We start from the raw sequence: 23,636 nt of genomic DNA, 5'->3' as shown, positions 1-23,636 counted from the left end.
TACATTTTAATAGTGGTCAAGAATTATTCTCATTTTCTTGTCGTGTGAGGGAGGAAATGATGAGGAAGTGCCGTAAGCCGGAACACATAAAAGATGAGCTTTGGGCGCAGCACCTGAGTTGGCTGGAGCTGGTTCGGGATGAATGCAAATCCAACCGGGCGAAATATCTACGGGAAAAACAGAGAGAGCGGGAGGTGGTTAACTGTGGAGATCAACGCTGAAGTAACACCGGCTGCCCGCGACTATCTGAATGCGGTGTTGGCAAAGCAGGAAGTGCCGGGTATGGCCGCCAGAGTGTATGTGGATAAGGGCGGTACCTCTCAGGCAGAAACGTGCCTGGCCTTCTGTCCGCCGGGAGAGGAGTCCGCCAGTGATATCCGTCGGGATTTTGAAGACCTGACCCTGTTCTTTGATGCCTCCAGTGTGCCTTACCTCAAAGATATGGAAATTGGTGTGCAGGGTGAAGGCAAGCTGCAGGCTCTGACCATTAAGGCCCCGAACAGCAAGAAGCCGGCAAAGCCACCCAAAACCTTCGCGTTATCTCAGGATTGTCCTGCCTTGCGCGTTCCCTACGGCACGGACTTTACGATCCCGGAGGGGGCAGAGGTCACCATTACTCAGGCACTTGGCGGCAGTTTTACAGTGAACTACGAGGGTAACCTTTACCGTTTGTCTCCGGAGGTGGCCCGTCAGTTGGGCCTGCAAACCGATATCATCATGTTTGAACCACCGGAGGATGGCCTGATCAGTGAAGATCAGTGCCGGGACAGCCTGCGCCAGGTGTATGATCCGGAAATTCCCGTCAATATCGTCAGTCTGGGCCTTGTCTATGGCCTGGATATTAACCAGGAAAAACAGTTGGTGAAGGTCACCATGACGCTGACCTCGCCGGGGTGTGGTATGGGCGACATTATCGCCGATGATGTCAGGAGCAAGACCTTGCAGGTGCCTTATGTACAGGAGTGTCAGGTGGATATCGTGTTCGATCCGCCCTGGAGTTATGACAGCCTGGATGAGGAAGCGCGGCTTGAACTGGGGCTGATCTGAGCCACTATCTGCAGTCCGAGGCTCTCTGACATTAAACAAGTTCATATGACAGCAGTTGAACTATGCTCAAAGCGGTGGTTTCCGTTTTGGGAGTCCTTCTGTGACCAATAATGTGCCGAATGCCTTCGAAATCTTTCCCTGGAACCGGAATTTCGAAACCGGCATTGATGATATTGATCAACAGCACAAGGTGCTGGTCAATATCCTGAATCGACTGGCGTGGCACTTTGCGTCGGACACCTCCGAGTTAACGCCCGATCAGATTCTTGATGAGTTGCTTTCCTACGCGGCGTTTCATTTTGAATACGAGGAAACGATCTGGAACAAAACCCTCAGTGAAGCAGCGATGGCGAAAAGCCACTGCGAGTCACACCAGATGTTTTTTGCGCAGGTTGAGGAGCTGCGCAACAGTCGCGAACCTCAGGAAGAGGTGTTGACCCGGCTGTTTGACTTTCTCACACGCTGGTTAGCCTTCCATATTCTCGAGTCTGATCGCCGAATGGCGCTAACGGTTGAACTGGTTCAGCAAGGTCTGGGAGTGAGTGAAGCCAGGAACCGGGTCGATTCAGAACTGAGCGGCTCTGCCTCGGTGCTGGTCAACGCGTTGCTGGAAATTTACGGAAAGCTTTCATCAAGCACGATTCAGTTGATGCGGGAGAAAATGGCTCGCTTGAGGGCAGAGGATGAGCTTTCCCGAATCCAGCATGAAAGGCTTCATCAAGCATTGGAAGAACAGGCCCTTGAGTATCAGCAACATCTGGAGACCCTCGCTTATACCGATGCCTTGACCGGCCTCTGGAACCGCAATGGCATCGTTCGCCGAGTCCGGGAATATCTGGGCGAAGAAGTAAGACCTGAGAACTCGGCAGCCCTGGTGTCTATTGATCTTGATAACTTCAAGGATCTCAACGACTGTCTCGGTGAAGATGCCGCGCATCGACTGCTTGGCGTGACCTTTTCCCTGGACGACTTCGGTACCGGCTATTCATCGTTGTCTTTTCTCAAGCGCCACCCTCATCCTGCCTGGGTTACCAACTGGCGAACCTTCCCGGAGTGGGCGCTTACCAGGGTTTCAGAAAATCCCTGAGCCGCAGATGCCAGTCCAGGCTGTCGAGCAGATTTTTCAGGGCCAGCCCCAGTTCAGTATCCCCCTCAATAACCAGCCGGCGCTGGAAAAATAACTGATCGGGGTCTTGCTTTCGTTCCGCCAATGTACGGAATGCACCAACGGACCCTCGGATAGTGGCTTCACCAGGACCGTTCAGCACCCGCAGGCGCCCGGCCCAGTAACCGAGGGTGATGCCTGGCTGGCCGCCATTGATTTCGAGGCGGATTCGACGGCCCTCGAAATCGTCGAATTCACCTTCTGCAATGGCGTCCGAGAAAAGCCGGTTGAGGGGGGCTTCCGCTGCCAGTTGTTTCAGGTGGAGGGGAATTCGCTGATCAATGCCGTTCAGGAGCGGCACCGGTGACGGGGCATACTCCCGGATGATGGCTATGGTCTGGCCCGCAAGCGGATTGTGCTGGAGTTGACTGCTCAGGCGTTGCAGCTGCGCGAACCCGGGCGGTGTGGGCAATTTGCCGAAACTGGGCATGGTGGGCAGCATGGCAGGCTCTCCTGGAATCATTGAACAGATCGGGAGAGCCTACCTCAAACCGTACAAAACGGAGTTGATATAACTCAGGCGAATGCCAGTCAGCCCTTGTGCAGGCCTTCCTCGACCGCCCAGACGGCCACTTCCACCCGCGAGCGCAGGTTCAGTTTTTTCAGCAGATGTTTAACGTGAACTTTGACAGTGCCGTCACTGATGTCGAGTTTTCGCCCGATCATCTTGTTGGACAGGCCTTCGGCAATCAACCGGAGGATGTCTTTCTCCCGCGGCGTCAAGCTGTCGAAGTCGGGACGGCTGGTCTGCTGCGGTTTGTTGGAGCGCAGGGCTTCGGCCAGCAGGGTGGTGAGGCGGTCGCTGATTACCATCTTGCCTACGGCCGCCTGATGCAACTGGGCGATCATGTCCTCCGGCTCCATGTCCTTGAGCAGGTAACCGTCGGCGCCCGCGCGCAGTGCCGCAACCACATCGTCTTCCTGGTCGGAGACGGTGAACATCACAATGCGAGAACTGACATTCTGTTCCCTGAGCTTTCTCAGGGCTTCGATACCGTCCATTTCCGGCATGTTCAGGTCCATCAGGATCAGGTCCGGCTCCAGCTCGGTGGCCAGACGGATGCCATCGGCGGCATTGCTGGCTTCGCCAATCACTTCCATGTCGTCTTCCATGCCGATCAGCTGTTTGATGCCCTGGCGCAGCAGCGGGTGGTCGTCGATCAACAGAATGCTTGCGGGTGTCTCAGACATTGTTTCTCTCTTTTGTCCTGCGCTCGGCTCAGGCCGGCGAAGTTTCCGTTGGAATCAGATTGCGGCTCTTGGGTACGAATGTTAGCGTGACTTCCACGCCGCCTTCATCTCTGTTTCGCACATTCACCTTGCCGCCGAGTGTTCGGGCGCGATCCTGCATGATAACCAGGCCATAGTGGTTTACGGGCTGGTCGCCACCGGGTAATCCCCTGCCATTGTCCTGTATGCTTGCTCGCACCTGCGGTGAATCGAACAGAACTTTAACAGAGATGTCAGTGGCGTCGGCGTGTTTGACGGCATTGGCCAGCCCTTCACGGATGATCTGCAAAGTATGGATTTCTTCATTGGGCGACAGCGTCTGCGGCGGCAGGTTGTACTCGAACACTACCGGTTTACCGAGGCGCTCCGAGAATTCATCGATGGTTTTACGCAGGGCAGTCGCCAGATCCGGCGTATCCAGCTTCAGCCGGAAGGTGGCCAGCAGCTCTCGCAACTGGCGATAAGCGCTGTTCAGACCGGTGCTCAACTCTTCCAGAATGTCATCGTGGATAGGCTTCTGTTCACCTTCAATATTCAGCCGGCGCAGACGGGTCACCTGCATTTTCAGGTACGAAAGCGATTGTGCCAGGGAATCGTGCAGCTCCCGGGCAATCACCGTGCGTTCTTCTGCCAGCGTCAGCTGTTGTTCTTCGGTGATCTGTTTTTCCAGGAAAATGGCAGTTGCCAGCTGGTCGGTCAGGGTTTCCAGCAGGCGGCGAGAGGTCTCCGGTAATCCTTTCTCAGCCGGATACCAGACCTCCAGGGTGCCCAGCAACTGCCCGGGAGTGCGGATGGGCAGCAACAGCCGCCGGCCGTCATTATTTTCCAGCGGCATCCCATCGTAGACCTCGGGGGTTACCAGGCAAGCATTGCAATGGTGATCCCGGCAATAGAAGGGGCGTTTGGGTGTGGCGGTGGTAATGGCCTCTACCGGTTCTGCCGATTCCTTGTCATGCAGGAACAGGCGGATGGGGCCGATGCCCAGCAGCTGCTCCAGATCCTGCAGCATCGGGATGGCGCCACTGCACAGATCATGATTGGCGAACAGCCCTCGGCTGGCGGAGTGCATTACCTGCAGAGCCGCGTGGCTGATTTCAAGTTCTTCGGTTTTCTGCCGGGCCCGGCTTTCAAGCTCGTAGTAGGTCAGCGCCAGTTCACTGGTCATCTGGTCAAAGGCCTGGCCCAGTTGTGCCAGTTCATCGGAGCCTTTGAGGTTGGCTTTGTGGCTGAAATTCTGCTCTCCTACGGCTGTAGCAATACCCACGAGTTTTCGCAGTGGCCTGAGAATCCGGTTTTTAAGATCCAGGAATAGCGCGACGACGATCAACACCGAGAAGATCATGCTGATTATCTGGATAAGATGGAGCAGATCAATGCGGGCTTCGGTGCGCTGCTCCAGCATCGAAACCAGAAGATCCACTTCTCCGGTGAACTCTTCCACTGCCCCAACCATTGCCGCAGTGATAGGAGTGCCCGCCTCATGGGTTTCAAGTTCCAGTCTGAGCTGAGTGGCCCATTGTTCATTAACCCTTCGATATTGCTGCAATAGCGGGTGATCATCGGTGCCGGGCAATGAACGGGTGATGGCGGGGGCTTTCAGCCGTTCCTCATATTCGGCGATGCGCTCCAGGATCGCCCCCTGGCCATTCCGGTAGTCTTCGGTCGCTGAGCGGGCCACCAACTGAAAAGCGCCCATGCGCAGAGAACCGGCAAGGTTAATGGCGGTGGCATTGCCCTCAATGCTGTTGGATACAGCCAGAGTTGTGGCCATGCTGACGATAGCTGTCAGCACAATGGCGCCAATGATCACCGCGAGGCGGTTTACAAGAGGGCTTCTGGAAGTCATGGATGTCTTTAATGCTCAAGGGAAGTGGAATAGCGCAAGGCGGTAAGAAATTATCGTGTAAAACCAGCCGCCGTGATACCTCCTTGAGGATAGTCAATTACCCCAATGGTTTATATCCCATCATAGCCTTTGACCCTTGATCGGGCAAAAGTTGACACTAAAGGTTGGTTATTTTTCGGGGTAACAGAATGCATTCGCAATCGGAGCAGGATGACGACAGGCTGGCGTCGTTAGCGGTGGTACTGCCGTTGGCGCTGACAGGCTTTGTTGTGGCGGCCGGTTGCTGGACGCTGTTCGCCGTTGCCGGGGTGCATCTCAGAGCCGATTTGGGCCTCAGCAGTTTGCAGTTTGGGATATTGCTGGCCATGCCCATGGCGGTCAGCGCCATACTTGCCATTCCTGCCGGGCTTGCGGCACAGCGATACGGTGCCCGTGAAATCATGCTGTTGTGTCTGTGCGGTCTTGCGGTGTGTATGGGGATACTGCTGCTGACAGACACCTATATTGGTTACCTTGTGGCCGCGGCCGGGCTGGGGCTGGCGGGCGGTTTCTACGGTGCCGGACTGCAGTTTGTAATCAGTCATTGCGATCAGCGAAGGCTGGGCCTGGTGCTGGGTATTTTTGGCGCAGGCGTGACCGGGGCTGGTTTCAATTACTATCTGGTACCTTTATTTCACGAGGCGTTTTCTTGGCAAGGGGTGCCGATGGCCTACCTGATTACCCTTTTGCTCGTTATTGCGCTTCTGATCATGCTGACCGATGCCACCAGTGAGGAAGACGAGAGCCGTGAAAGGTCCGTTCGGGAAATTCTCGGGGTCATACGGCGGGGCCGGAACCTGCCCCTGTGTCTTTATTTCGGCGTGGTGGCCGGTAGCTTTTTTGCTCTTGCGCTCTGGCTGCCGGATTTTCTCTCTGGTCAGTATCAGTTATCACTCGATGACGGCGCGAGGCTGGCGCAATGGTTCGTGATTCCCGGTGCTGTGGCCCAGGCTATCGGTGGCGGTCTGTCAGACCGTTATGGCTCGGCCAGGGTTGCTACCCGCTCATTAGCCGCGTGCCTGCTGTCATTATTGGTGCTTTCCTACCCACCCATGACGCTGTTCATTACCGGGGTAGAAAAGATATTGATTGTGGAGTTTGTGCTCCCCGTCATCCTTGAGAGCGGCCTGGTGGTGGTTCTGGGAGTTGCCATGGGCACCGCCATGGGGTCGCTTCAGCGCATGGTGATACTGGCCAATCGACAGGAAGCGTCCCTGTTTGCCGGTGTATTGCTGGTCAGCGCCTGTGCCGTTGCGTTTGTCCTGCCGGTTGCGTTTGGCGGCTTGAATCAGTGGCTGGGGGTGCGCACCGCAGTATTCATGATCCTCTTCCTGTTACTGAGTGGCAGTTTGCTGCTTTTCTCCCGGCACGCCCGCAGAGAGGAGCGAAACATGCTTCTCCACCCCGGGATATAGATCACCTACCCACAGGGTGGTACACCCGGGTTATGTGGTAGTAACCACGCAGATTTCAGGGTTTTGATGCCACACAATGGTCTCCATTCGGAACAACGATCCGGCAAACGGGTTGATGGAGAGAGAGACCATGAGTCATTTGATCGACAAGTTGAACTACTTCAGGAAGAACCGCGAATCGTTCTCCAACGGTCACGGTGAAACCCACGAAGTGAACCGCGACTGGGAGAACAGCTACCGCCAGCGCTGGCAGCATGACAAGATCGTGCGCTCCACCCATGGCGTGAACTGCACCGGCTCCTGCAGCTGGAAAATCTACGTCAAGAACGGCCTGGTCACCTGGGAAACCCAGCAGACCGATTACCCGCGCACCCGCCCGGATCTGCCCAACCACGAGCCGCGTGGCTGCCCCCGTGGCGCCAGCTACTCCTGGTACATGTACAGCGCCAACCGGTTGAAGTACCCGCTGATGCGCAAGAGCCTGGTTAAGCTCTGGCGAGCAGCCAAGGCCGAGCACAAAGACCCGGTGAAAGCCTGGGCCTCCATTGTTGAAGACCCCCTGAAAACCGCCGAATACAAGCCCCGCCGTGGTATGGGTGGCTTTGTGCGTGCCAACTGGGATGAAGTCAACGAGCTGATCGGTGCCGCCAACGTCTACACCGCCAAGGAAGTGGGACCGGACCGGATCATCGGCTTCTCTCCGATTCCGGCGATGTCCATGGTGTCTTACGCCTCCGGTGCCCGTTACCTGTCACTGATCGGCGGCACCTGCCTGAGCTTCTACGACTGGTACTGTGACCTGCCTCCGTCCTCTCCGCAAACCTGGGGAGAGCAGACCGACGTGCCGGAATCTGCCGACTGGTACAACTCCGGCTACATCATTGCCTGGGGTTCCAACGTGCCCCAGACCCGTACCCCGGATGCCCACTTCTTTACTGAAGTCCGCTACAAGGGTACCAAGACCGTTGCTATCACACCGGACTACGCGGAAGTCTCCAAGCTGTCTGATGAGTGGCTGAACCCGAAGCAGGGCACCGATGCCGCTCTGGGCATGGCCATGGGCCACGTTATCCTGAAAGAGTTCCACGTTGACAAGCCCAGCGAATACTTCACCGATTACGTGCGTCGTTACACCGACATGCCTAACCTGGTCATGCTGGAGCAAAAGGACGATGGCAGCTTCGCGCCGGGTCGTTTCCTGCGTGCCAGCGACCTGGTAGACGGCCTGGGTGAAGAGAACAACCCGGAATGGAAAACCATTGCCATCGACGAAACCTCCGGAGAACTGACCGCCCCGAACGGCTCTATCGGTTACCGCTGGGGTGAGAAAGGCAAGTGGAACCTGAAGCAGACCGCCAAGGGCGCTGATGTAAACCTTCAGCTGTCCATGGTTGAGAAGCACGACGAAGTTGTCGATGTTGCCTTCCCGTACTTCGGAGGCATCGAACACGACCACTTCAAGCACGTGGAAGTTCGCGACATCCTCAAGCACAAGCTGGGTACCCGTAAGGTTCAGCTGGCTGACGGCACCGAAGCCCGCGTGGTCACGGTATACGACCTGATGGTTGCCAACTACGGCATCAGCCGTGGCCTGGGTGACGATGACGGCGCCACCTCCTACGACGAAGTCAAGCCGTACACACCGGCCTGGCAGGAAAAGATCACCGGCGTGCCCGCCGAGAAAGTGATCCGCATTGCCCGTGAGTTTGCCGATAACGCCGACAAGACCAAGGGTCGTTCCATGGTGATCGTCGGTGCCGGTATGAACCACTGGTACCACATGGACATGAACTACCGCAGTTTGATCAACATGCTGATCATGTGTGGTTGCGTCGGTCAGAGCGGTGGTGGCTGGAGCCATTACGTGGGCCAGGAAAAGCTGCGCCCGCAGACCGGTTGGCAACCGCTGGCCTTTGGTCTGGACTGGAGTCGTCCGCCACGCCACATGAACGGTACGTCCTTCTTCTATGCGCACTCCGGTCAGTGGCGCTATGAAAAGCTGGGTGTGGACGAAATCCTGTCTCCGCTGGCAGACAAGTCCAAGTTCGGTGGCAGCCTGATCGACTTCAACGTGCGCGCCGAGCGCATGGGCTGGCTGCCGTCGGCACCGCAGCTGAACCGCAACCCGCTGACCCTGGCCGCAGAGGCTGAGAAGGCCGGCATGGATGCGTCTGATTACGTGGCCAAGTCGCTGAAAGACGGTTCCCTGGCCTTCGCCAGTGAAGATCCGGAGGCGAAAGAGAACCATCCGCGCAACATGTTTATCTGGCGTTCCAACCTGCTGGGTTCCTCCGGCAAGGGCCACGAGTACATGCTCAAGTACCTGCTGGGTACCCGGAATGGCCTGCAGGGCAAGGACCTGGGCGTGGAAGGCGGTACCAAGCCGCAAGAGGTCAAGTGGCACGACGAGGCGCCGGAAGGCAAGCTCGACCTGTTGGTGACCCTGGACTTCCGGATGTCTACCACCTGTCTGTATTCCGACATCGTTCTGCCGACGGCCACCTGGTACGAGAAGAACGACCTGAATACCTCAGACATGCATCCGTTCATCCACCCGCTGACCGCGGCCACCGATCCGGCGTGGGAAGCGCGCAGTGACTGGGAAATCTACAAGGGGATTGCCAAGTCCTTCTCAAAGGCGGCCGAAGGCCACCTGGGTGTCGAGAAAGACGTGGTCACCCTGCCGTTGCTGCATGATGCACCGGATGAGCTGGGCCAGCCGTTTGAAGTGAAGGACTGGAAAAAAGGTGATTGCGAGCTGATTCCGGGCAAGACCGCGCCCAAGTTCATTACCGTTGAACGGGATTACCCGAACACCTACGCCCGTTTCACTTCGCTTGGGCCGCTGATGGACAAGCTGGGTAATGGCGGCAAGGGCATCAGCTGGAACACCGAGAAGGAAGTCAACTTCCTGAAAGAGCTGAACTACACCCACCTTGAGGGTGCCAATGCGGGCCGACCGAAGATCGAGAGTGCCATCGACGCGGCCGAGGTGATTCTGACTCTGGCGCCGGAAACCAACGGTCAGGTGGCGGTCAAAGCCTGGGCAGCGTTATCCGAGTTCACCGGCCTGGATCACACCCATCTGGCCACCAACAAGGAAGAGGAAAAAATCCGCTTCCGGGACATTGTGGCGCAACCGCGCAAGATCATCTCCAGCCCGACCTGGTCTGGCCTGGAAGACGAACACGTGTCCTATAACGCCGGTTACACCAACGTGCACGAGCTGATTCCCTGGCGCACCCTGACCGGCCGCCAGCAGTTCTACCAGGATCACGAGTGGATGCGAGCCTTCGGTGAGAGCCTGCTGGTGTACCGTCCGCCGATCAACACCAAGGCGGCGGCTCCGATGCTGGGTGCCAAGTCCAACGGTAACCCGGAGAAGGCGCTGAACTGGATCACGCCGCACCAGAAATGGGGTATCCACAGTACCTACAGCGAGAACCTGTTGATGCAGACCCTGTCTCGCGGCGGCCCGATTGTGTGGCTCAGTGAAGACGATGCCAAAGAAATCGGTGTGGAAGATAACGACTGGATCGAGCTGTTCAACGTTAACGGTGCCATTGCCGCCCGTGCGGTGGTGAGCCAGCGGGTTATGCCCGGCATGGTGATGATGTACCACGCCCAAGAGCGACTGGTGAACATTCCGGGTTCTGAAGTCAGCGGTACCCGTGGCGGTATCCACAACTCGGTTACCCGTGTGTGCCCGAAACCGACCCATATGATTGGTGGTTATGCCCAGTACTCCTACGGCTTCAACTACTACGGCACCGTAGGTTCCAACCGGGATGAGTTTGTGGTGGTTCGCAAGATGAAGAATGTGGACTGGCTCGACGGTGAAGGCAATGACTATGCTCAGGAGGCTGTAAAATGAAAATCCGTTCCCAAGTCGGCATGGTGCTGAACCTGGACAAGTGCATTGGTTGCCACACCTGTTCCGTCACCTGCAAAAACGTATGGACAAGCCGTGAAGGCATGGAATACGCCTGGTTCAACAACGTCGAGACCAAGCCTGGTATCGGCTACCCGAAAGAGTGGGAGAACCAGGACAAGTGGAAGGGCGGCTGGATGCGCGACAGCTCCGGCAAGATCAAGCCTCGTATTGGCGGCCGCTTCCGGGTGCTGGCGAACATCTTTGCTAACCCGGACCTGCCGGAGATTGACGACTACTACGAGCCGTTTGACTTCGACTACCAGCACTTACACAACGCGCCGGACAGCAAACACCAACCGATCGCACGGCCGCGCTCACTGATTTCCGGCGAGCGCATGAAGAAAATCGAATGGGGCCCGAACTGGGAAGAAATCCTGGGTACCGAGTTTGCCAAGCGCCGCAAGGACAAGAACTTTGACCAGGTGCAGGCAGACATCTACGGCCAGTTCGAAAACACCTTCATGATGTACCTGCCTCGCCTGTGCGAGCACTGCCTGAACCCGGCGTGTGTCGCCAGCTGCCCGAGCGGTGCCATTTACAAGCGTGAGGAAGACGGCATCGTCCTGATCGACCAGGACAAGTGCCGCGGCTGGCGGATGTGTGTCTCCGGCTGCCCGTACAAGAAGATCTACTTCAACTGGAAGACCGGCAAGTCCGAGAAGTGCATCTTCTGCTATCCGCGGATTGAAGCGGGTATGCCGACCGTGTGTTCCGAGACCTGTGTGGGCCGGATCCGCTACCTGGGCGTGCTGCTGTATGACGCAGACCGCATCGAAGAAGTGGCCAGCACACCGGGCGAGCACGAGCTGTACGAGAAACAGCTGGAAATCTTCCTGGACCCGTTCGACCCGAAAGTGATCGAACAGGCGAAGAAAGACGGCATCCCGATGAACGTCATCGAAGCTGCTCAGCAGAGCCCGGTCTACAAGATGGCGGTGGACTGGAAGCTGGCCCTGCCGCTGCACCCGGAATACCGCACCCTGCCGATGGTCTGGTACGTGCCGCCCCTGAGCCCGATCCAATCGGCGGCGGAAGCCGGCAAGGTTGAGTTCGACGGCGTACTGCCGAAGATCGAAAGCCTGCGGATTCCGGTCAAGTACCTGGCGAACCTGCTGACTGCCGGTGATGAGAAGCCCATCGTACTGGCCCTCAAGCGGATCATGGCCATGCGTTTATACAAGCGCGCCGAAACCGTGGAGGGTAAGGAAGACCTGCGTGCCCTGGAAGAGTGTGGCCTGACCAAGGCCCAGGCGGACGAAATGTACCGCTACCTCGCTATCGCCAACTACGAAGATCGTTTTGTGATTCCCACCAGTCATCGTGAGCTGGCCAAGGAAGCCTTCCCGGATGCGACCGCTTACGGCGAGCGCGGCGGTTGTGGCTTCAGCTTCGGCGATGGCTGCAACGGTGGTGACAGCGACTTCAGCCTGTTCGGCGGCAAGAAACAGACCACCAGCATGGTCAGCAAACTGGCGACCGTGAAGCAGGTTGACCCGAAGCAGCTGCAGGACTGAGGAGGCCACAATGCAACTTTTGAAAGTACTGGCGCGGGTACTGGAGTACCCCACCGAAGAACTGCAGCAATCCAAAGACGCCCTGGTCGCCGCTGTCCTGGAGGACAGCCGGCTGCCGCGGCAGAACAAAGAACAGCTGCTGACCTGTATCGACCGCCTGTGCGACGGCGACCTGATGGACCTTCAGGAAGCCTACGTAGGCACGTTCGACCGGGGCCGGGCCACCTCCCTGCTGCTGTTCGAACATGTGCACGGCGAATCCCGCGACCGCGGCCAGGCCATGGTAGACCTGATGGAGCAATACCGGGCCAACGGCCTGGAGATTGATGCCAAAGAACTGCCGGATTACCTGCCGCTGTTCCTGGAATACCTCTCCACCCGCCCCTGGGAGGAAATCCGCAACTGGCTGGAAGATATTCACCACATTCTGGGTCTGCTCGGCGAGCGGTTGTACCAGCGTGAGAGCTTCTACCACGTCGCCATGGATTCCCTGCTGGTACTGTCCGGACGCAAGGCTGACAGGCAGGAGCTGGCGCAGCTCGTTGCCTCGGAAGAACGCGACGATACCCCGGAAGCCCTGGACAAGGTCTGGGAAGAGGAAATGGTGAAATTTGTGGATGACCAGGGTAGCTCCTGTGGCACCGGTGGCGTGGTTGGACAGCGCCGCCGCGAACTGGAACAGACCCAGACCATTCACCTGAGTGATCAGCTGATGACGGACGCAACGCCCCGTCCGGCAGGGCGCGCCTGAGGCGCAGGAGGAAAAGACAATGTCCTATATCAACACACTCTTGTTCGGAATCTATCCCTACATCGCCCTGATTGTACTGTTTGTCGGTACCTGGGCGCGTTACGACCATGGCCAGTTCACCTGGAAAGCCCATTCCAGCCAGATGCTGCGCAAGAAAAACATGGTGATGGCCAGCGTGCTGTTCCACGTCGGTGTACTGGTGATCTTCTTCGGCCACCTGGTGGGCCTGCTTACTCCGCACTGGGCTTACGAGTGGATCATCACCCCGGGCCAGAAACAGGTGATGGCGATCCTGGTGGGCGGTATTGCCGGCATCATGGCCATCATCGGTGGCGGCATGCTCGCCTGGCGCCGCATGACCGACCCGCGGGTTCAGGCCAGTAGCACCTTCGCTGACAACATGATCATCATCATTCTGGTGGTTCAGCTGGTGTTGGGCATGCTCACCATCCTGCCCACCATGGGCCACCTGGATGGTAGCACCATGCTCAAGTTCTCCGCCTGGGCCCAGGGCGTGTTCACCCTGGAAGGATCCGGCATCGCCGCCTACATCGCCGACGTGCACTGGATCTACAAGACCCACATCTTCCTGGGCCTGACCATCTTCGTGCTCTTCCCGTTCACCCGACTGGTGCACATGCTCAGCGTGCCGGTGGAGTATTTCGGACGGAAGTACCAGGTGGTTCGTAAGCGCGCATAACGATGAGTTTGCCACGGAACCTCTCGGCTCCGTGGCAAAGTATCTTTCTGGAGAAGCAACATGCAAATGATCCCCGTCGGCGAAGCCGGCAAACCCAGAAACCAGTTCCCGCCGGTCTACGTGGGTGACACGCTGATCCACGAAGATGACATCGCTCGGGAAATGCAGCATCACCCCGCCGAGGAACTGGCGGAAGCCTGGCACGAAGCAGCCAGAAGCCTTGTCATCCGCGAACTGTTGCTGCAACAGGCCGGCCGCCTGAACCTGGATAACATCGAAGACGAAGAAGACCGCATCGCCCGGGTACTGGAACTCGAACTCGATGTGCCAGACCCCAGTGAACAGGACTGCGAACGCTTCTACGCCGCCAACCCCGGCCGCTTCTGCAGCCCTACCATCATGGCCGTCAGCCACATACTGCTGGCTGCCGCTCCAGATGATATTGAAGAGCGCATGCGCCAGGAAGAAGCCGGCCGACAACTCCTGTCCGCGCTTCTGGACGGCCGCTCCCAGTTCAACGAACTGGCCAAACAATATTCCGCCTGCGAATCCCGCCACCAGGGCGGCAGCCTCGGCCAGATCAGCAAGGGCCAGACCGTCGAAGAATTCGAGCGCCCGGTCCTGAGCCTGAACGAAGGCCTGCACCCGGAACTGATCGAAAGCCGCTATGGCTGGCACATCGTTCGAGTAGACCAGCGAATCAACGGCGAACTGCTACCTTATCAACATGTAAAACCACAAATTCGCCAGTATCTGAGTGAAAGCGTGACCCGCCGGGCATTCCGGCAATACCTCCAGGTATTGGCTGCGGAAACCGGTGTGGAGGGCGTGGACCTGGAACTGCCGGATTCGCCATTGATGCAGTGAGTATTTGAGTAGAAGAGACTTGACGGCGCACTCCATTGCTCTGGAGTCCGAAGGCAGGGGCGCCTCCCAAAACCGTGCGGAGCCATGGATGGCGGAGCCGAGCGTACAGGGAGGTATTCACAGCGTGTTTTGGGAGGCGCTCCTGCCTTCGGGCTGAGCGCCGAATATGCGGTTTTGGTTAGTAAAGCGAATAGTTGAGCTAAGTCAATTACTCAGGAATAACCCCGAAGATACCCCCATCGGGGGAGCGATTTTTCATTGGTATCCTTCTACTATTTAAAACAAGATTTTGAATGCATGAATATGCAGAGGGGATACACCCATGGCCATGACACAAACTGCCGAACAGCGATACACCAAACCGGTGCTTGTCGCCATCAACAAACCGTTTGATGAAGAAGACAGCCTGAAAGCCCTTCGCAGCCATGCCCTGTTCTGCAACCTGCGCCCCAAAGACCTCGACAGCCTGATCCAGCAATCACGCCGCCTGAGACTGGGCCACCACCAGTTGCTCTACCGCCAGGACATGCCGGCGCACCACTTCTTCTTCGTGATCTCCGGTCGCCTGCGGCTGTACCGCCTGGATTCCTCCGGCATCGACCGGACTCTGGACAGCATCGCCCCCGGCGACTGCTTTGCTGAAGTCATGATCTACGCCAACCCACCGCAGTACGCCTGCTACGCGGAAGCGCTGAAATCCAGTGAAGTGCTCATGATTCCGGTCAAAGCCTACCGGGAATTGCTCGACAAAAACCCTGAGTATGCTCAAGCGGCCCTGAGTCATTATGCCATGCGCGCCGTAACCCGTTTCCACGACCTGGAAATCATGACCGTACAGAACGCCCGCGACCGTTTGATTCGCTACCTGATCGACCTGTTGCCCAATGGCATCGACGAAGGTGGCGAAGTTGAACTGCCGCTACCCAAATGCCTGGTGGCCTCACGCCTGGCCATGCAGCCGGAGACTTTCTCCCGCATTCTGGCGGACCTGAAATCCAACGGTCTGATCCGGGTAAATCGCAGCAAGCTCTTTATTTCCGACCCTCAGCGGCTGATCGCGATCAGCCAATAGCCTCTCCGGGCCCCCGGGCCCGGTTTTTTAAAGCCTCGAACAGCAGGGGATAGACATGATCAGCAGTTACCAGGACCTCGTTCAGGCCAGCAAGAAAGAACCGGAGCCCCAGCGCTTCCTGTTTGTATTCTGCAAGGCGGAGTTGCCGGACGACGCTTCCGCAGCCGAGCGCGCCGCCTTTGAACGCGGTGAGGGCGGGGCGCTGACACCGGTGATCTGTGTCGACAAAACTCCTGATGAAGTGCCGTATTTTGACCTGCTGGCGGAGGAATCTCGGACCACGGGTCAGGATTGGGACATGGTCTTTGTTGCGGCCATGTCCGGCCGTGGCGGCATTGCACCTTCCAGCGACGAAGCCCAGCAACCCATGACCATGATGGTGGAGAGCATCCGCATGGGCCATTTGGGTAACTACCTGCCACTCAGCCGCTCGGGTGAGGCAATCAGTCTGGGGTAAGCCCTGGCTGATTGCCGGTACCACAGTCTATTCCTATAGAGGTATTTGATTTTCCTCAAATTTGAACCACCCTTGCTGTAGTCCATTGGATTTTGGGAGTTGTAGTGACAAACGTAATCCGCTCTACGCTGTCTGTATTGTTGATGTTCGCAGCCGCTCTGGTATGCGCCCAGCCTGTCTCAGAATACAGCCCCCCCGCCGGGCGTCAGGTCATCGAAAAAGCCTTTCCGGACGCCACGGAACTCCAGCCCATGGAGGGCAACCGTGCCATCCAGCAGGTGTATTCCGGTGAGGAGCTTATAGGCTACGCCTACCAGTCCCTGGACTTTGTTCAGACCCCCGCCTATTCCGGCAAACCCCTGAATGCCATGGTGGTACTCGATACCGCCGGAGAAATTCGTGCCGCTAAAGTCATACATCACGATGAACCCATCCTGCTGGTGGGTATCCCCGAAAGCAAGATGCATGAGTTCACTGACCAGTACACCGGTCTGAAAGCTGACCAGCGGGTAACCGTTGGTGGCACGTCTACCGAACGCAAGGTGGCGGTGGATGGCTTGTCCGGCGCTACGGTCACCGTGATGGTTATTAACGAAGTCATTATGCGCACTGCCCACCGGGTGGGTGTCGAGATTGGGTTGATTGAAGGTGGCAAAAGCAACCGGCCGCCCATGGCCAATGTGAACGCGGAACAGTTTCAGGAAAAGTCCTGGCAGGAGTTGACCGGTGACGGTTCCATTCGCCGCCTGGTGTTGACCAAAGGGCAGGTCGACGACTCTTTTGTAGGAACCCCTGCCGAGGGCATCGAAACTGCAGAAGCGGGCGAACGCGATGACACCCTGATCGAGCTCTACGCTGCCTATCTGGATGCGCCGACCATTGGCCGCAACCTTCTGGGTGAAAGCCAATACCAGTGGCTGATGTCGGAACTCCAGGAGGGAGAACATGCCATCGCGGTGATGGCCAACGGAGAATACTCCTTCAAAGGTTCCGGCTACGTACGGGGCGGCATTTTTGACCGGGTGCAGATCCGCCAGTTTGGCGACACCTTCAACTTCCGGGATCTCGATTTCCATCGGCTCAGCGACGTTTACGGTGAGGGTATGCCCGAGTTTTCGGAAATGGCGATCTTTGTCGTGCGCCAGCAGTACAACTTCGACCCGGGCACCCCCTGGACGCTGGAGCTGACTGTCAAGCGCCAGACCGGCCCGCTGGACAGTGAATTCCAGGTGTTCCCTCTGGAGTACCAGTTGCCAGACCAGTACTACACCCGCCCGGAACCGGTTCTGACCGACGAAGAGTGGCTTGAAAACCAGCCGCTGTGGATTCAGGTGTGGTACCAGAAGCAGTTCCAGATCACCGTGTTGGGTCTTGGTATTGCTGTGCTGCTGTTCATCCTGTTCTTCCAGGACTGGCTGGTACAGAAGCCGAAAATGATGCGCTGGATTCGCCACGGCTTCCTGGTTTACACGCTGTTCTTCATTGGCTGGTATGCCCTGGGTCAGCTTTCCATCGTTAACGTGCTGACGTTTGTGAACAGCCTGATCAGCGGTTTCAAATGGGAAACCTTCCTGATCGATCCGATCATGTTCGTGCTCTGGGCCGTGGTGGCTGGCATCGTCCTGCTCTGGGGGCGGGCGGTGTATTGCGGCTGGCTGTGCCCGTTCGGGGCCCTGCAGGAGTTGATCAACGAAATCGCCCGTAAATTGAAGGTACCTCAGTACACCGTGCCTTTTGCCTGGCACGAGCGCCTGTGGGCCATCAAGTACATCATTCTGCTGGTACTGTTTGGTATCTCCCTGGAATCCATGGCCACCGCCGAGCGCATGGCCGAAGTGGAGCCGTTCAAGACTGCCATCACCCTGCACTTTGACCGCACCTGGCCATTCGTGACCTATGCCGTGCTGTTGCTGGTGGTCAATATCTTCACCCGCAAGGTGTACTGCCGCTACCTGTGCCCGCTGGGTGCCGCCCTGGCGTTGCCCACCAAACTGCGGGTGTTTGACTGGCTCAAACGTCGCAAGGAATGCGGTAACCCCTGCCGTCTCTGCGACAAGGAATGCGAAGTCCAGGCTATCCATCCGGATGGACACATCAACTACATGGAATGTCACTACTGCCTGGATTGTCAGATGACCTATTTCGATGACCACAAGTGCCCGCCGCTGATCGTGAAGCGCCGTGGCAAGCGCCGTGGTCATAACGCACCCGGCCACCCTGAGGAAATTCCGGTGGTGCAGGTGAACTGAGTAGTCCCGAGGAGCCAACCATAAGGCCCCGGAAAGCCATGAGAAGCAATAACCGCCATAACCAATAACGGAGTTGGATGCTATGAAAAAAAGAGATGATCTGACTAAGGACACGCCGGAGGTTTCCGAAGGTGGTCTGAGCCGTCGTCGCTTTATGGGTGCGGCTGCGCTGGCCGGTGTCGCTGGTGCGACCGGTCTGGGCACCTCGGTCATGTCGCGGGAAGCCTGGGCAGCCGCCGCCGAAGAAGCCCGTAACAAGGTACACGTGGGCCCCGGTGAGCTGGACGAGTACTACGGCTTCTGGAGCGGTGGTCACCAGGGCGAGGTTCGTGTTCTGGGCGTACCGTCCATGCGTGAGCTGATGCGTATTCCTGTATTCAACATTGACTCCGCCACTGGCTGGGGCATCACCAACGAAAGTAAAGATGTGCTGGGCCATGATAACGAGTACCTGAACGGCGACTGCCACCACCCGCACATTTCCATGACCGACGGTCGTTACGATGGCAAGTACCTGTTCATCAACGACAAGGCCAACACCCGGGTTGCCCGTATCCGTCTGGACATCATGAAGACGGACAAGATCACCCACATTCCTAACGTTCAGGCTATCCACGGTCTGCGTTTGCAGAAAGTGCCAAAGACCAATTACGTGTTCTGTAACGCCGAGTTCGTAATTCCTCAGCCCAACGATGGCAGTGAGTTCAGCCTGGATCAGAGCTATACCATGTTTAACGCCATCGACGCGGAAACCATGGAAGTAGCCTGGCAGGTGATTGTTGATGGCAATCTGGATAACACCGATGCCGACTACACCGGCAAGTATGCTGCTTCTACCTGCTACAACTCAGAGCGCGCAGTAGACCTTGCGGGCACCATGCGTAACGACCGCGATTGGGTGGTGGTATTTAACGTAGAGCGTATCGCAGCGGCGGTGAAGGCTGGCAATTTCAAGACTATTGGTGACTCCAAGGTGCCGGTCGTAGATGGCCGTGGCAAATCCGAGTTCACCCGCTATATTCCGGTGCCGAAGAACCCGCACGGCCTGAACACGTCTCCGGATGGCAAATACTTCATTGCCAACGGCAAGCTGTCGCCAACCGCATCCGTGATTGCCATCGACAAGCTGGACGATCTGTTCGACGACAAGATCGAACTGCGCGATACCATCGTGGCCGAGCCGGAGCTGGGTCTTGGGCCCCTGCATACTACCTTCGATGGCCGTGGCAACGCTTACACCACGCTGTTTATCGACAGCCAGGTCTGTAAATGGAACATTGCCGATGCCATCAAACACTATAATGGCGAGAAGGTGAACTACATCCGCCAGAAGTTGGATGTGCATTACCAGCCGGGCCACAACCATGCGTCTCTGACTGAGTCCCGCGATGCCGACGGCAAATGGCTGGTGGTTCTTTCCAAGTTCTCGAAGGACCGCTTCCTGCCGGTTGGCCCTTTGCACCCGGAGAATGACCAGCTGATCGATATTTCCGGTGAGGAAATGAAACTGGTTCACGACGGCCCGACCTTCGCTGAGCCGCACGACTGTATCCTGGTGCGCCGTGATCAGATCAAGACCAAAAAGATCTATGATCGTGACGACCCATACTTTGCCAGTGCCCGGGCCCAGGCGGCCGAAGACGGAGTCACCCTGGAATCCGACAACAAAATCATCCGTGACGGCAAGAAGGTGCGTGTTTACATGACCTCCGTTGCGCCGCAGTACGGCATGACCGAGTTCAAGGTGAAGGAAGGCGATGAAGTCACGGTTTATGTCACCAACCTGGATATGGTTGAGGATGTGACCCACGGCTTCTGTATGGTGAACCATGGCGTGAGCATGGAGATCAGTCCGCAACAGACGTCTTCAGTGACGTTTACAGCGGGTAAGCCAGGGGTTTACTGGTACTACTGCAACTGGTTCTGTCATGCCCTCCACATGGAGATGGGCGGGCGGATGCTCGTCGAAAAGGCCTGATAGAGAGTTGCCTGACTTGGGGTCCCGTTTTCGGGGCCCTAGTGTCCCGTCTGGCTAATTCCTTAACCTACTGAGCTTCTGAAAAACCGAAGAGCTAGGCGTGCTGGTGAAGGTTTGGTGGTTCCAAATCGAGCCAGCAGAACGACGTTCTTCGGTTTTTCAGAAGCTCCCGGAGGGCTTGTCTCTGAGGACTCTGAGCCCTGTGTTGCCAGTCCTTGATGTGGAACCACCACATCTGCAGACTGGCGCCTTGGTCAGAGTCCTCAGAGGCAAGCAGTAGATTAAGGAATTAGCCAGACGGGACACTAGTTGCTTATCACTATCTCGAGATCTATTGATGTATCAACTATTGCGTTATGGAGTGGCCCTGTCAGTCGCTCTGTTTGCGCTCTCCGCCAACGCGGACCTGCAGCAAGAGCTGGATAACCTGGCCCCGGGTTCGTCGTTTGAACTTCCTCCGGAAACCTTGTCTCCTCTGGCTATCAGGGTGCCTGGGGTGTCTGTGTCCTGCGCTCCGGAAACGGTGATTGACGGTGCCGGGCAGGGCAATGCGGTTGAGATTCTGGCAGAGCGGATAACGTTTTCCGGTTGCCAGGTTCGCAATTGGGGCAAAGACCTGAACGAACTGGATGCGGGAATCTTCGTGGCCCGTGAGGCGAAGGGGGCGGTGGTGGAAAACAACCGTCTTCAGGGCCCGGCATTCGGCGTGTGGCTGGATGCAACACCGGATGTGACCGTGCGGGAGAATCACATTCGCGGTGATACCAGCTTGCGGTCCCAGGATCGTGGCAATGGCATTCACCTGTTCAACACCACGGGTGCGCTGATTGAAGGTAACGATATCAGTGAGACCCGGGATGCCATTTATATCGAGACCGCGAACCGAAATACCATTCGCGGCAATGTGATGAGTGACCTCCGGTACGGCATTCATTACATGTATTCGATGCATAACCTGTTGGAAAACAACGTCACGCGGGGTACGCGTACCGGGTATGCGTTAATGCAGAGCAAGTACCTGAAGGTGTTCAATAACCGCTCTGAGAATGACGAGAACTACGGCATTCTGATGAATTTCATCACCAACTCCGAGTTGCGCAATAACGTGGTCACCGGAGTGTCCCAGGGTCAGAGTGCCGGAGTGGTCATTTCCGGTGCCGAGGGTAAAGCGGTGTTTATCTACAACTCGCTGTACAACACCTTCGAAGGCAATTATTTCGGCCACAGCAATATCGGTATTCATCTCACTGCGGGTTCCGAGGAAAACCAGGTGTTCAACAACGCCTTTGTGGAAAACCAGCGCCAGGTGAAGTACGTGGCCACTCGCACCCAGTTCTGGGCCGAGGATGGCAAAGGCAACTACTGGAGTGACTACCTGGGCTGGGATCGAAATCAGGACGGCCTCGGCGATGTGCCTTATGAACCGAACGACAACGTGGATCGGCTGCTGTGGAAGTATCCGGAGGCCAAAGTACTGATGTTCAGCCCGGCGGTGGATACCCTGCGTTGGGTGCAGGATGCTTTCCCGGTAGTGAAGTCTGCCGGAGTGAGCGACCCCCACCCCTTGATGCGAATTCCCGACCACCTGCAATCGGAGATCCGATGAACTGTTTTCGACTGGAGAACGTCAGTCACCGTTACGACAAGGCCACGGTGCTGCACGGGGTAGATCTTCGGCTGGAGCCGGGGGAAATTCTGGGCCTGTTCGGCCACAACGGCGCGGGTAAAACCACCTCGATCAAGCTTATCCTGGGCCTGATGCAGCCCACCGAGGGCAAGGTTTCCGTGCTGGAAGGCTCGGCTGGCGATCCCCAGGTAACCCAGCACATCGGCTACCTGCCGGAGAACGTGATGTTCTACCCGCAGCTGACCGGCCGGGAGATTCTCAGCCACTTTGCCCGCCTCAAAGGCGCACCGCTGAAGCAGGTGCCTGAACTGTTGGAGCAAGTGGGCCTGGGAGACGCCATGGACGCCCGCACCAAAACCTATTCCAAAGGCATGCGCCAGCGCCTTGGCCTGGCCCAGGCTCTGCTCGGCAAGCCCAAATTGCTGATGCTGGACGAACCCACCGTCGGCCTGGACCCGGTTGCAACGGCGGATCTGTACCGCCTGCTGCGCCAGCTTCGGGATGAGGGGGCCGGAATCGTGCTCTGTTCGCATGTACTGCCGGGGGTCGAACCTTACATCGATCGCGCTGCGATTCTGACCGAAGGCGCCCTGAAAGCAGCCGGCGACCTGCCGTCGCTGCGGCGGCAGGCAAACATGCCGGTGACCCTGACCCTGCAGCCTGCCACGAGCCTGTCGGCGTTGGAAAAAGCCATTGACCAGGCCGAGCAGCGTGCCGGATTGATGATGAAAAGTGAAAACGGGCGATTGCAGGTAGACGTGAGACCTCAGGAAAAAATGGAACTGATCAAGACCTTGATGGCCTCCGGCGAAGTGGCAGACCTGGGCATCCATCAGCCCAGCCTGGAAGACATCTACGTACACTTTATTGGCTCGGGTGGCCTGGCCCACCGGGGAGGAAGCCAATGAACGCCATCTGGACCATCGCCCGCAAGGAGCTCAGCGACAGCTTCCGCAACCGCTGGCTGGTTGCCATTTCCCTGGTGTTCGCCACCCTGGCACTGGGCATCGCCTGGTTCGGTGCCGCCGCCTCCGGGCAGGTGGGCTACGCCTCCACACCTGCGACCATTGCCAGCCTGGCCAGCCTGGGGATCTTCCTGATCCCGCTGATTGCACTGTTGTTGGCCTACGACGCCATTGTGGGGGAAGAGGAGGGCGGCACCCTGTTACTGCTGATGACCTACCCCCTCAGTAAAAGCCAGTTACTGTTGGGCAAATTCCTCGGCCACGGCCTGACCCTGGCGCTGGCTACCATCATCGGCTTCGGTGTGGCTGGTATTGCCATTGCCGTGTTGGTGGAAGATGTCGCCATTGCCGCCCTGGCGGTGGCCATGGGGCGCTTTGTGGGTTCCACCGTGTTGCTGGGCTGGGGCTTTATCGCACTGGCCTACCTGGTGAGTATACGGGTGAGCGAGAAACCGGTCGCTGCCGGACTGGCCCTGGCGATCTGGTTCTTCTTCGTACTGATCTTCGACCTGATGCTGCTGGGCACCCTGGTGGCCAGCGAAGGCAAACTGAATCCCGAACTGCTGCCCTGGCTGCTGATGCTCAACCCCACTGACATCTACCGCCTGCTCAACATCGTCGCCTTCGGCGACAGCGGTCAACTCAGTGGCGTACTCAGCCTGGGTGCAGACCTGCCTATCGGCGCTGCGGGCCTCTGGCTAGGCCTGATCCTCTGGTGTGCCATACCCCTGACCGGCGCACTGTTACTGTTCAAAAACCGACGAATCTGATCCCGACCGG

General features: G+C 57.5%; 18 protein-coding genes. 15 read left to right on the top strand and 3 right to left on the bottom strand.

Features of this window, described 5'->3' with window-relative positions:
• Window positions 1-204 precede the first annotated feature (204 nt).
• Together ACF8YQ_RS14150 and ACF8YQ_RS14145 are read left to right on the top strand one after the other, a co-directional pair.
• Window positions 205-1,047 (top strand): iron-sulfur cluster assembly protein, encoded by an 843-nt coding sequence (locus ACF8YQ_RS14150; protein ID WP_396621770.1) that lies wholly within the window; start codon window positions 205-207, stop codon window positions 1,045-1,047.
• A gap of 100 nt (window positions 1,048-1,147) precedes the next feature.
• Entirely contained in the window at window positions 1,148-2,134 is a 987-nt protein-coding gene (locus tag ACF8YQ_RS14145) for a bacteriohemerythrin (RefSeq protein WP_396621769.1), read from the top strand.
• Here the strand turns inward: ACF8YQ_RS14145 and ACF8YQ_RS14140 are convergent.
• From ACF8YQ_RS14140 to ACF8YQ_RS14130, 3 genes are all read right to left on the bottom strand, one after another.
• A complete protein-coding gene (locus ACF8YQ_RS14140; RefSeq protein WP_396621768.1) occupies window positions 2,109-2,654 on the bottom strand; it encodes an SCP2 domain-containing protein in 546 nt (181 codons plus the stop codon). The two genes, ACF8YQ_RS14145 and ACF8YQ_RS14140, sit on opposite strands and share 26 nt — an antisense overlap.
• A gap of 89 nt (window positions 2,655-2,743) precedes the next feature.
• Window positions 2,744-3,403 (bottom strand): two-component system response regulator NarL, encoded by a 660-nt coding sequence (gene narL / locus ACF8YQ_RS14135; RefSeq protein ID WP_011786531.1) that lies wholly within the window; start codon window positions 3,401-3,403, stop codon window positions 2,744-2,746.
• A 28-nt stretch (window positions 3,404-3,431) separates the two neighbouring features.
• Window positions 3,432-5,288, bottom strand: a complete 1,857-nt coding sequence (locus ACF8YQ_RS14130) for a histidine kinase (RefSeq protein WP_396621767.1) — start codon at window positions 5,286-5,288, stop codon at window positions 3,432-3,434.
• A gap of 188 nt (window positions 5,289-5,476) precedes the next feature.
• Here ACF8YQ_RS14130 and ACF8YQ_RS14125 point away from each other — a divergent pair, with 188 nt between their 5' ends.
• From ACF8YQ_RS14125 to ACF8YQ_RS14065, 13 genes are all read left to right on the top strand, one after another.
• Window positions 5,477-6,742 (top strand): nitrate/nitrite transporter, encoded by a 1,266-nt coding sequence (locus tag ACF8YQ_RS14125; RefSeq protein WP_396621766.1) that lies wholly within the window; start codon window positions 5,477-5,479, stop codon window positions 6,740-6,742.
• A 130-nt stretch (window positions 6,743-6,872) separates the two neighbouring features.
• Window positions 6,873-10,616 (top strand): nitrate reductase subunit alpha, encoded by a 3,744-nt coding sequence (locus tag ACF8YQ_RS14120; RefSeq protein ID WP_226596629.1) that lies wholly within the window; start codon window positions 6,873-6,875, stop codon window positions 10,614-10,616.
• Window positions 10,613-12,190, top strand: a complete 1,578-nt coding sequence (narH, locus tag ACF8YQ_RS14115) for a nitrate reductase subunit beta (protein ID WP_224851395.1) — start codon at window positions 10,613-10,615, stop codon at window positions 12,188-12,190. The genes ACF8YQ_RS14120 and narH overlap by 4 nt, the downstream gene beginning before the upstream one ends.
• A 10-nt stretch (window positions 12,191-12,200) precedes the next feature.
• Window positions 12,201-12,941: a nitrate reductase molybdenum cofactor assembly chaperone gene (gene narJ, locus ACF8YQ_RS14110; protein ID WP_222179374.1), complete on the top strand. Its 741-nt coding sequence runs from the start codon at window positions 12,201-12,203 to the stop codon at window positions 12,939-12,941.
• 19 nt (window positions 12,942-12,960) lie between these two features.
• Window positions 12,961-13,641 carry a respiratory nitrate reductase subunit gamma gene (gene narI / locus ACF8YQ_RS14105; RefSeq protein WP_153740666.1) on the top strand — a complete coding sequence of 227 codons (681 nt, stop codon included), beginning with the start codon at window positions 12,961-12,963 and terminating at the stop codon, window positions 13,639-13,641.
• 60 nt (window positions 13,642-13,701) lie between these two features.
• On the top strand, window positions 13,702-14,508 hold the full coding sequence (locus ACF8YQ_RS14100) for a peptidylprolyl isomerase (protein ID WP_396621765.1): 807 nt from the start codon (window positions 13,702-13,704) through the stop codon (window positions 14,506-14,508).
• 322 nt (window positions 14,509-14,830) lie between these two features.
• On the top strand, window positions 14,831-15,580 hold the full coding sequence (locus ACF8YQ_RS14095; RefSeq protein ID WP_224851393.1) for a Crp/Fnr family transcriptional regulator: 750 nt from the start codon (window positions 14,831-14,833) through the stop codon (window positions 15,578-15,580).
• Between the two features lie 55 nt (window positions 15,581-15,635).
• Window positions 15,636-16,037, top strand: a complete 402-nt coding sequence (locus ACF8YQ_RS14090) for a ribonucleotide reductase subunit alpha (RefSeq protein ID WP_226596626.1) — start codon at window positions 15,636-15,638, stop codon at window positions 16,035-16,037.
• Window positions 16,038-16,180: 143 nt separating this feature from the next.
• Window positions 16,181-18,286, top strand: coding sequence for a transcriptional regulator NosR (gene nosR, locus ACF8YQ_RS14085; protein WP_264192179.1), 2,106 nt, complete (start codon window positions 16,181-16,183; stop codon window positions 18,284-18,286).
• A gap of 82 nt (window positions 18,287-18,368) precedes the next feature.
• Window positions 18,369-20,264 (top strand): TAT-dependent nitrous-oxide reductase, encoded by a 1,896-nt coding sequence (gene nosZ, locus ACF8YQ_RS14080; RefSeq protein ID WP_121207435.1) that lies wholly within the window; start codon window positions 18,369-18,371, stop codon window positions 20,262-20,264.
• A 337-nt stretch (window positions 20,265-20,601) separates the two neighbouring features.
• Window positions 20,602-21,870 (top strand): nitrous oxide reductase family maturation protein NosD, encoded by a 1,269-nt coding sequence (locus ACF8YQ_RS14075; protein ID WP_396621764.1) that lies wholly within the window; start codon window positions 20,602-20,604, stop codon window positions 21,868-21,870.
• Window positions 21,867-22,799, top strand: a complete 933-nt coding sequence (locus ACF8YQ_RS14070) for an ABC transporter ATP-binding protein (protein WP_396621763.1) — start codon at window positions 21,867-21,869, stop codon at window positions 22,797-22,799. Before ACF8YQ_RS14075 ends, ACF8YQ_RS14070 begins: the two co-directional genes overlap by 4 nt.
• On the top strand, window positions 22,796-23,626 hold the full coding sequence (locus ACF8YQ_RS14065) for an ABC transporter permease (protein ID WP_396621762.1): 831 nt from the start codon (window positions 22,796-22,798) through the stop codon (window positions 23,624-23,626). The genes ACF8YQ_RS14070 and ACF8YQ_RS14065 overlap by 4 nt, the downstream gene beginning before the upstream one ends.
• The last annotated feature ends 10 nt before the right edge of the window (window positions 23,627-23,636 follow it).

The organism is Marinobacter sp. W-8 (assembly GCF_044342215.1).
Classification (GTDB): domain Bacteria; phylum Pseudomonadota; class Gammaproteobacteria; order Pseudomonadales; family Oleiphilaceae; genus Marinobacter; species Marinobacter nauticus.
The sequence above is the reverse complement of the archived record's forward strand: the minus strand, read 5'-3'. Positions and strand labels throughout refer to the sequence as shown.

Excerpts from the sequence above, each read along its gene's own strand:
- ACF8YQ_RS14140 (WP_396621768.1), bottom strand. The coding sequence starts at position 2,654 with ATGCTGCCCACCATGCCCAGTTTCGGCAAATTGCCCACACCGCCCGGG.
- ACF8YQ_RS14065 (WP_396621762.1), top strand. The coding sequence starts at position 22,796 with ATGAACGCCATCTGGACCATCGCCCGCAAGGAGCTCAGCGACAGCTTC.
- ACF8YQ_RS14130 (WP_396621767.1), bottom strand. The coding sequence starts at position 5,288 with ATGACTTCCAGAAGCCCTCTTGTAAACCGCCTCGCGGTGATCATTGGC.
- narL (WP_011786531.1), bottom strand. The coding sequence starts at position 3,403 with ATGTCTGAGACACCCGCAAGCATTCTGTTGATCGACGACCACCCGCTG.
- ACF8YQ_RS14095 (WP_224851393.1), top strand. The coding sequence starts at position 14,831 with ATGGCCATGACACAAACTGCCGAACAGCGATACACCAAACCGGTGCTT.
- narJ (WP_222179374.1), top strand. The coding sequence starts at position 12,201 with ATGCAACTTTTGAAAGTACTGGCGCGGGTACTGGAGTACCCCACCGAA.
- ACF8YQ_RS14070 (WP_396621763.1), top strand. The coding sequence starts at position 21,867 with ATGAACTGTTTTCGACTGGAGAACGTCAGTCACCGTTACGACAAGGCC.
- ACF8YQ_RS14090 (WP_226596626.1), top strand. The coding sequence starts at position 15,636 with ATGATCAGCAGTTACCAGGACCTCGTTCAGGCCAGCAAGAAAGAACCG.
- narI (WP_153740666.1), top strand. The coding sequence starts at position 12,961 with ATGTCCTATATCAACACACTCTTGTTCGGAATCTATCCCTACATCGCC.
- ACF8YQ_RS14075 (WP_396621764.1), top strand. The coding sequence starts at position 20,602 with ATGTATCAACTATTGCGTTATGGAGTGGCCCTGTCAGTCGCTCTGTTT.
- nosR (WP_264192179.1), top strand. The coding sequence starts at position 16,181 with ATGTTCGCAGCCGCTCTGGTATGCGCCCAGCCTGTCTCAGAATACAGC.
- ACF8YQ_RS14120 (WP_226596629.1), top strand. The coding sequence starts at position 6,873 with ATGAGTCATTTGATCGACAAGTTGAACTACTTCAGGAAGAACCGCGAA.
- narH (WP_224851395.1), top strand. The coding sequence starts at position 10,613 with ATGAAAATCCGTTCCCAAGTCGGCATGGTGCTGAACCTGGACAAGTGC.
- ACF8YQ_RS14100 (WP_396621765.1), top strand. The coding sequence starts at position 13,702 with ATGCAAATGATCCCCGTCGGCGAAGCCGGCAAACCCAGAAACCAGTTC.
- nosZ (WP_121207435.1), top strand. The coding sequence starts at position 18,369 with ATGAAAAAAAGAGATGATCTGACTAAGGACACGCCGGAGGTTTCCGAA.
- ACF8YQ_RS14125 (WP_396621766.1), top strand. The coding sequence starts at position 5,477 with ATGCATTCGCAATCGGAGCAGGATGACGACAGGCTGGCGTCGTTAGCG.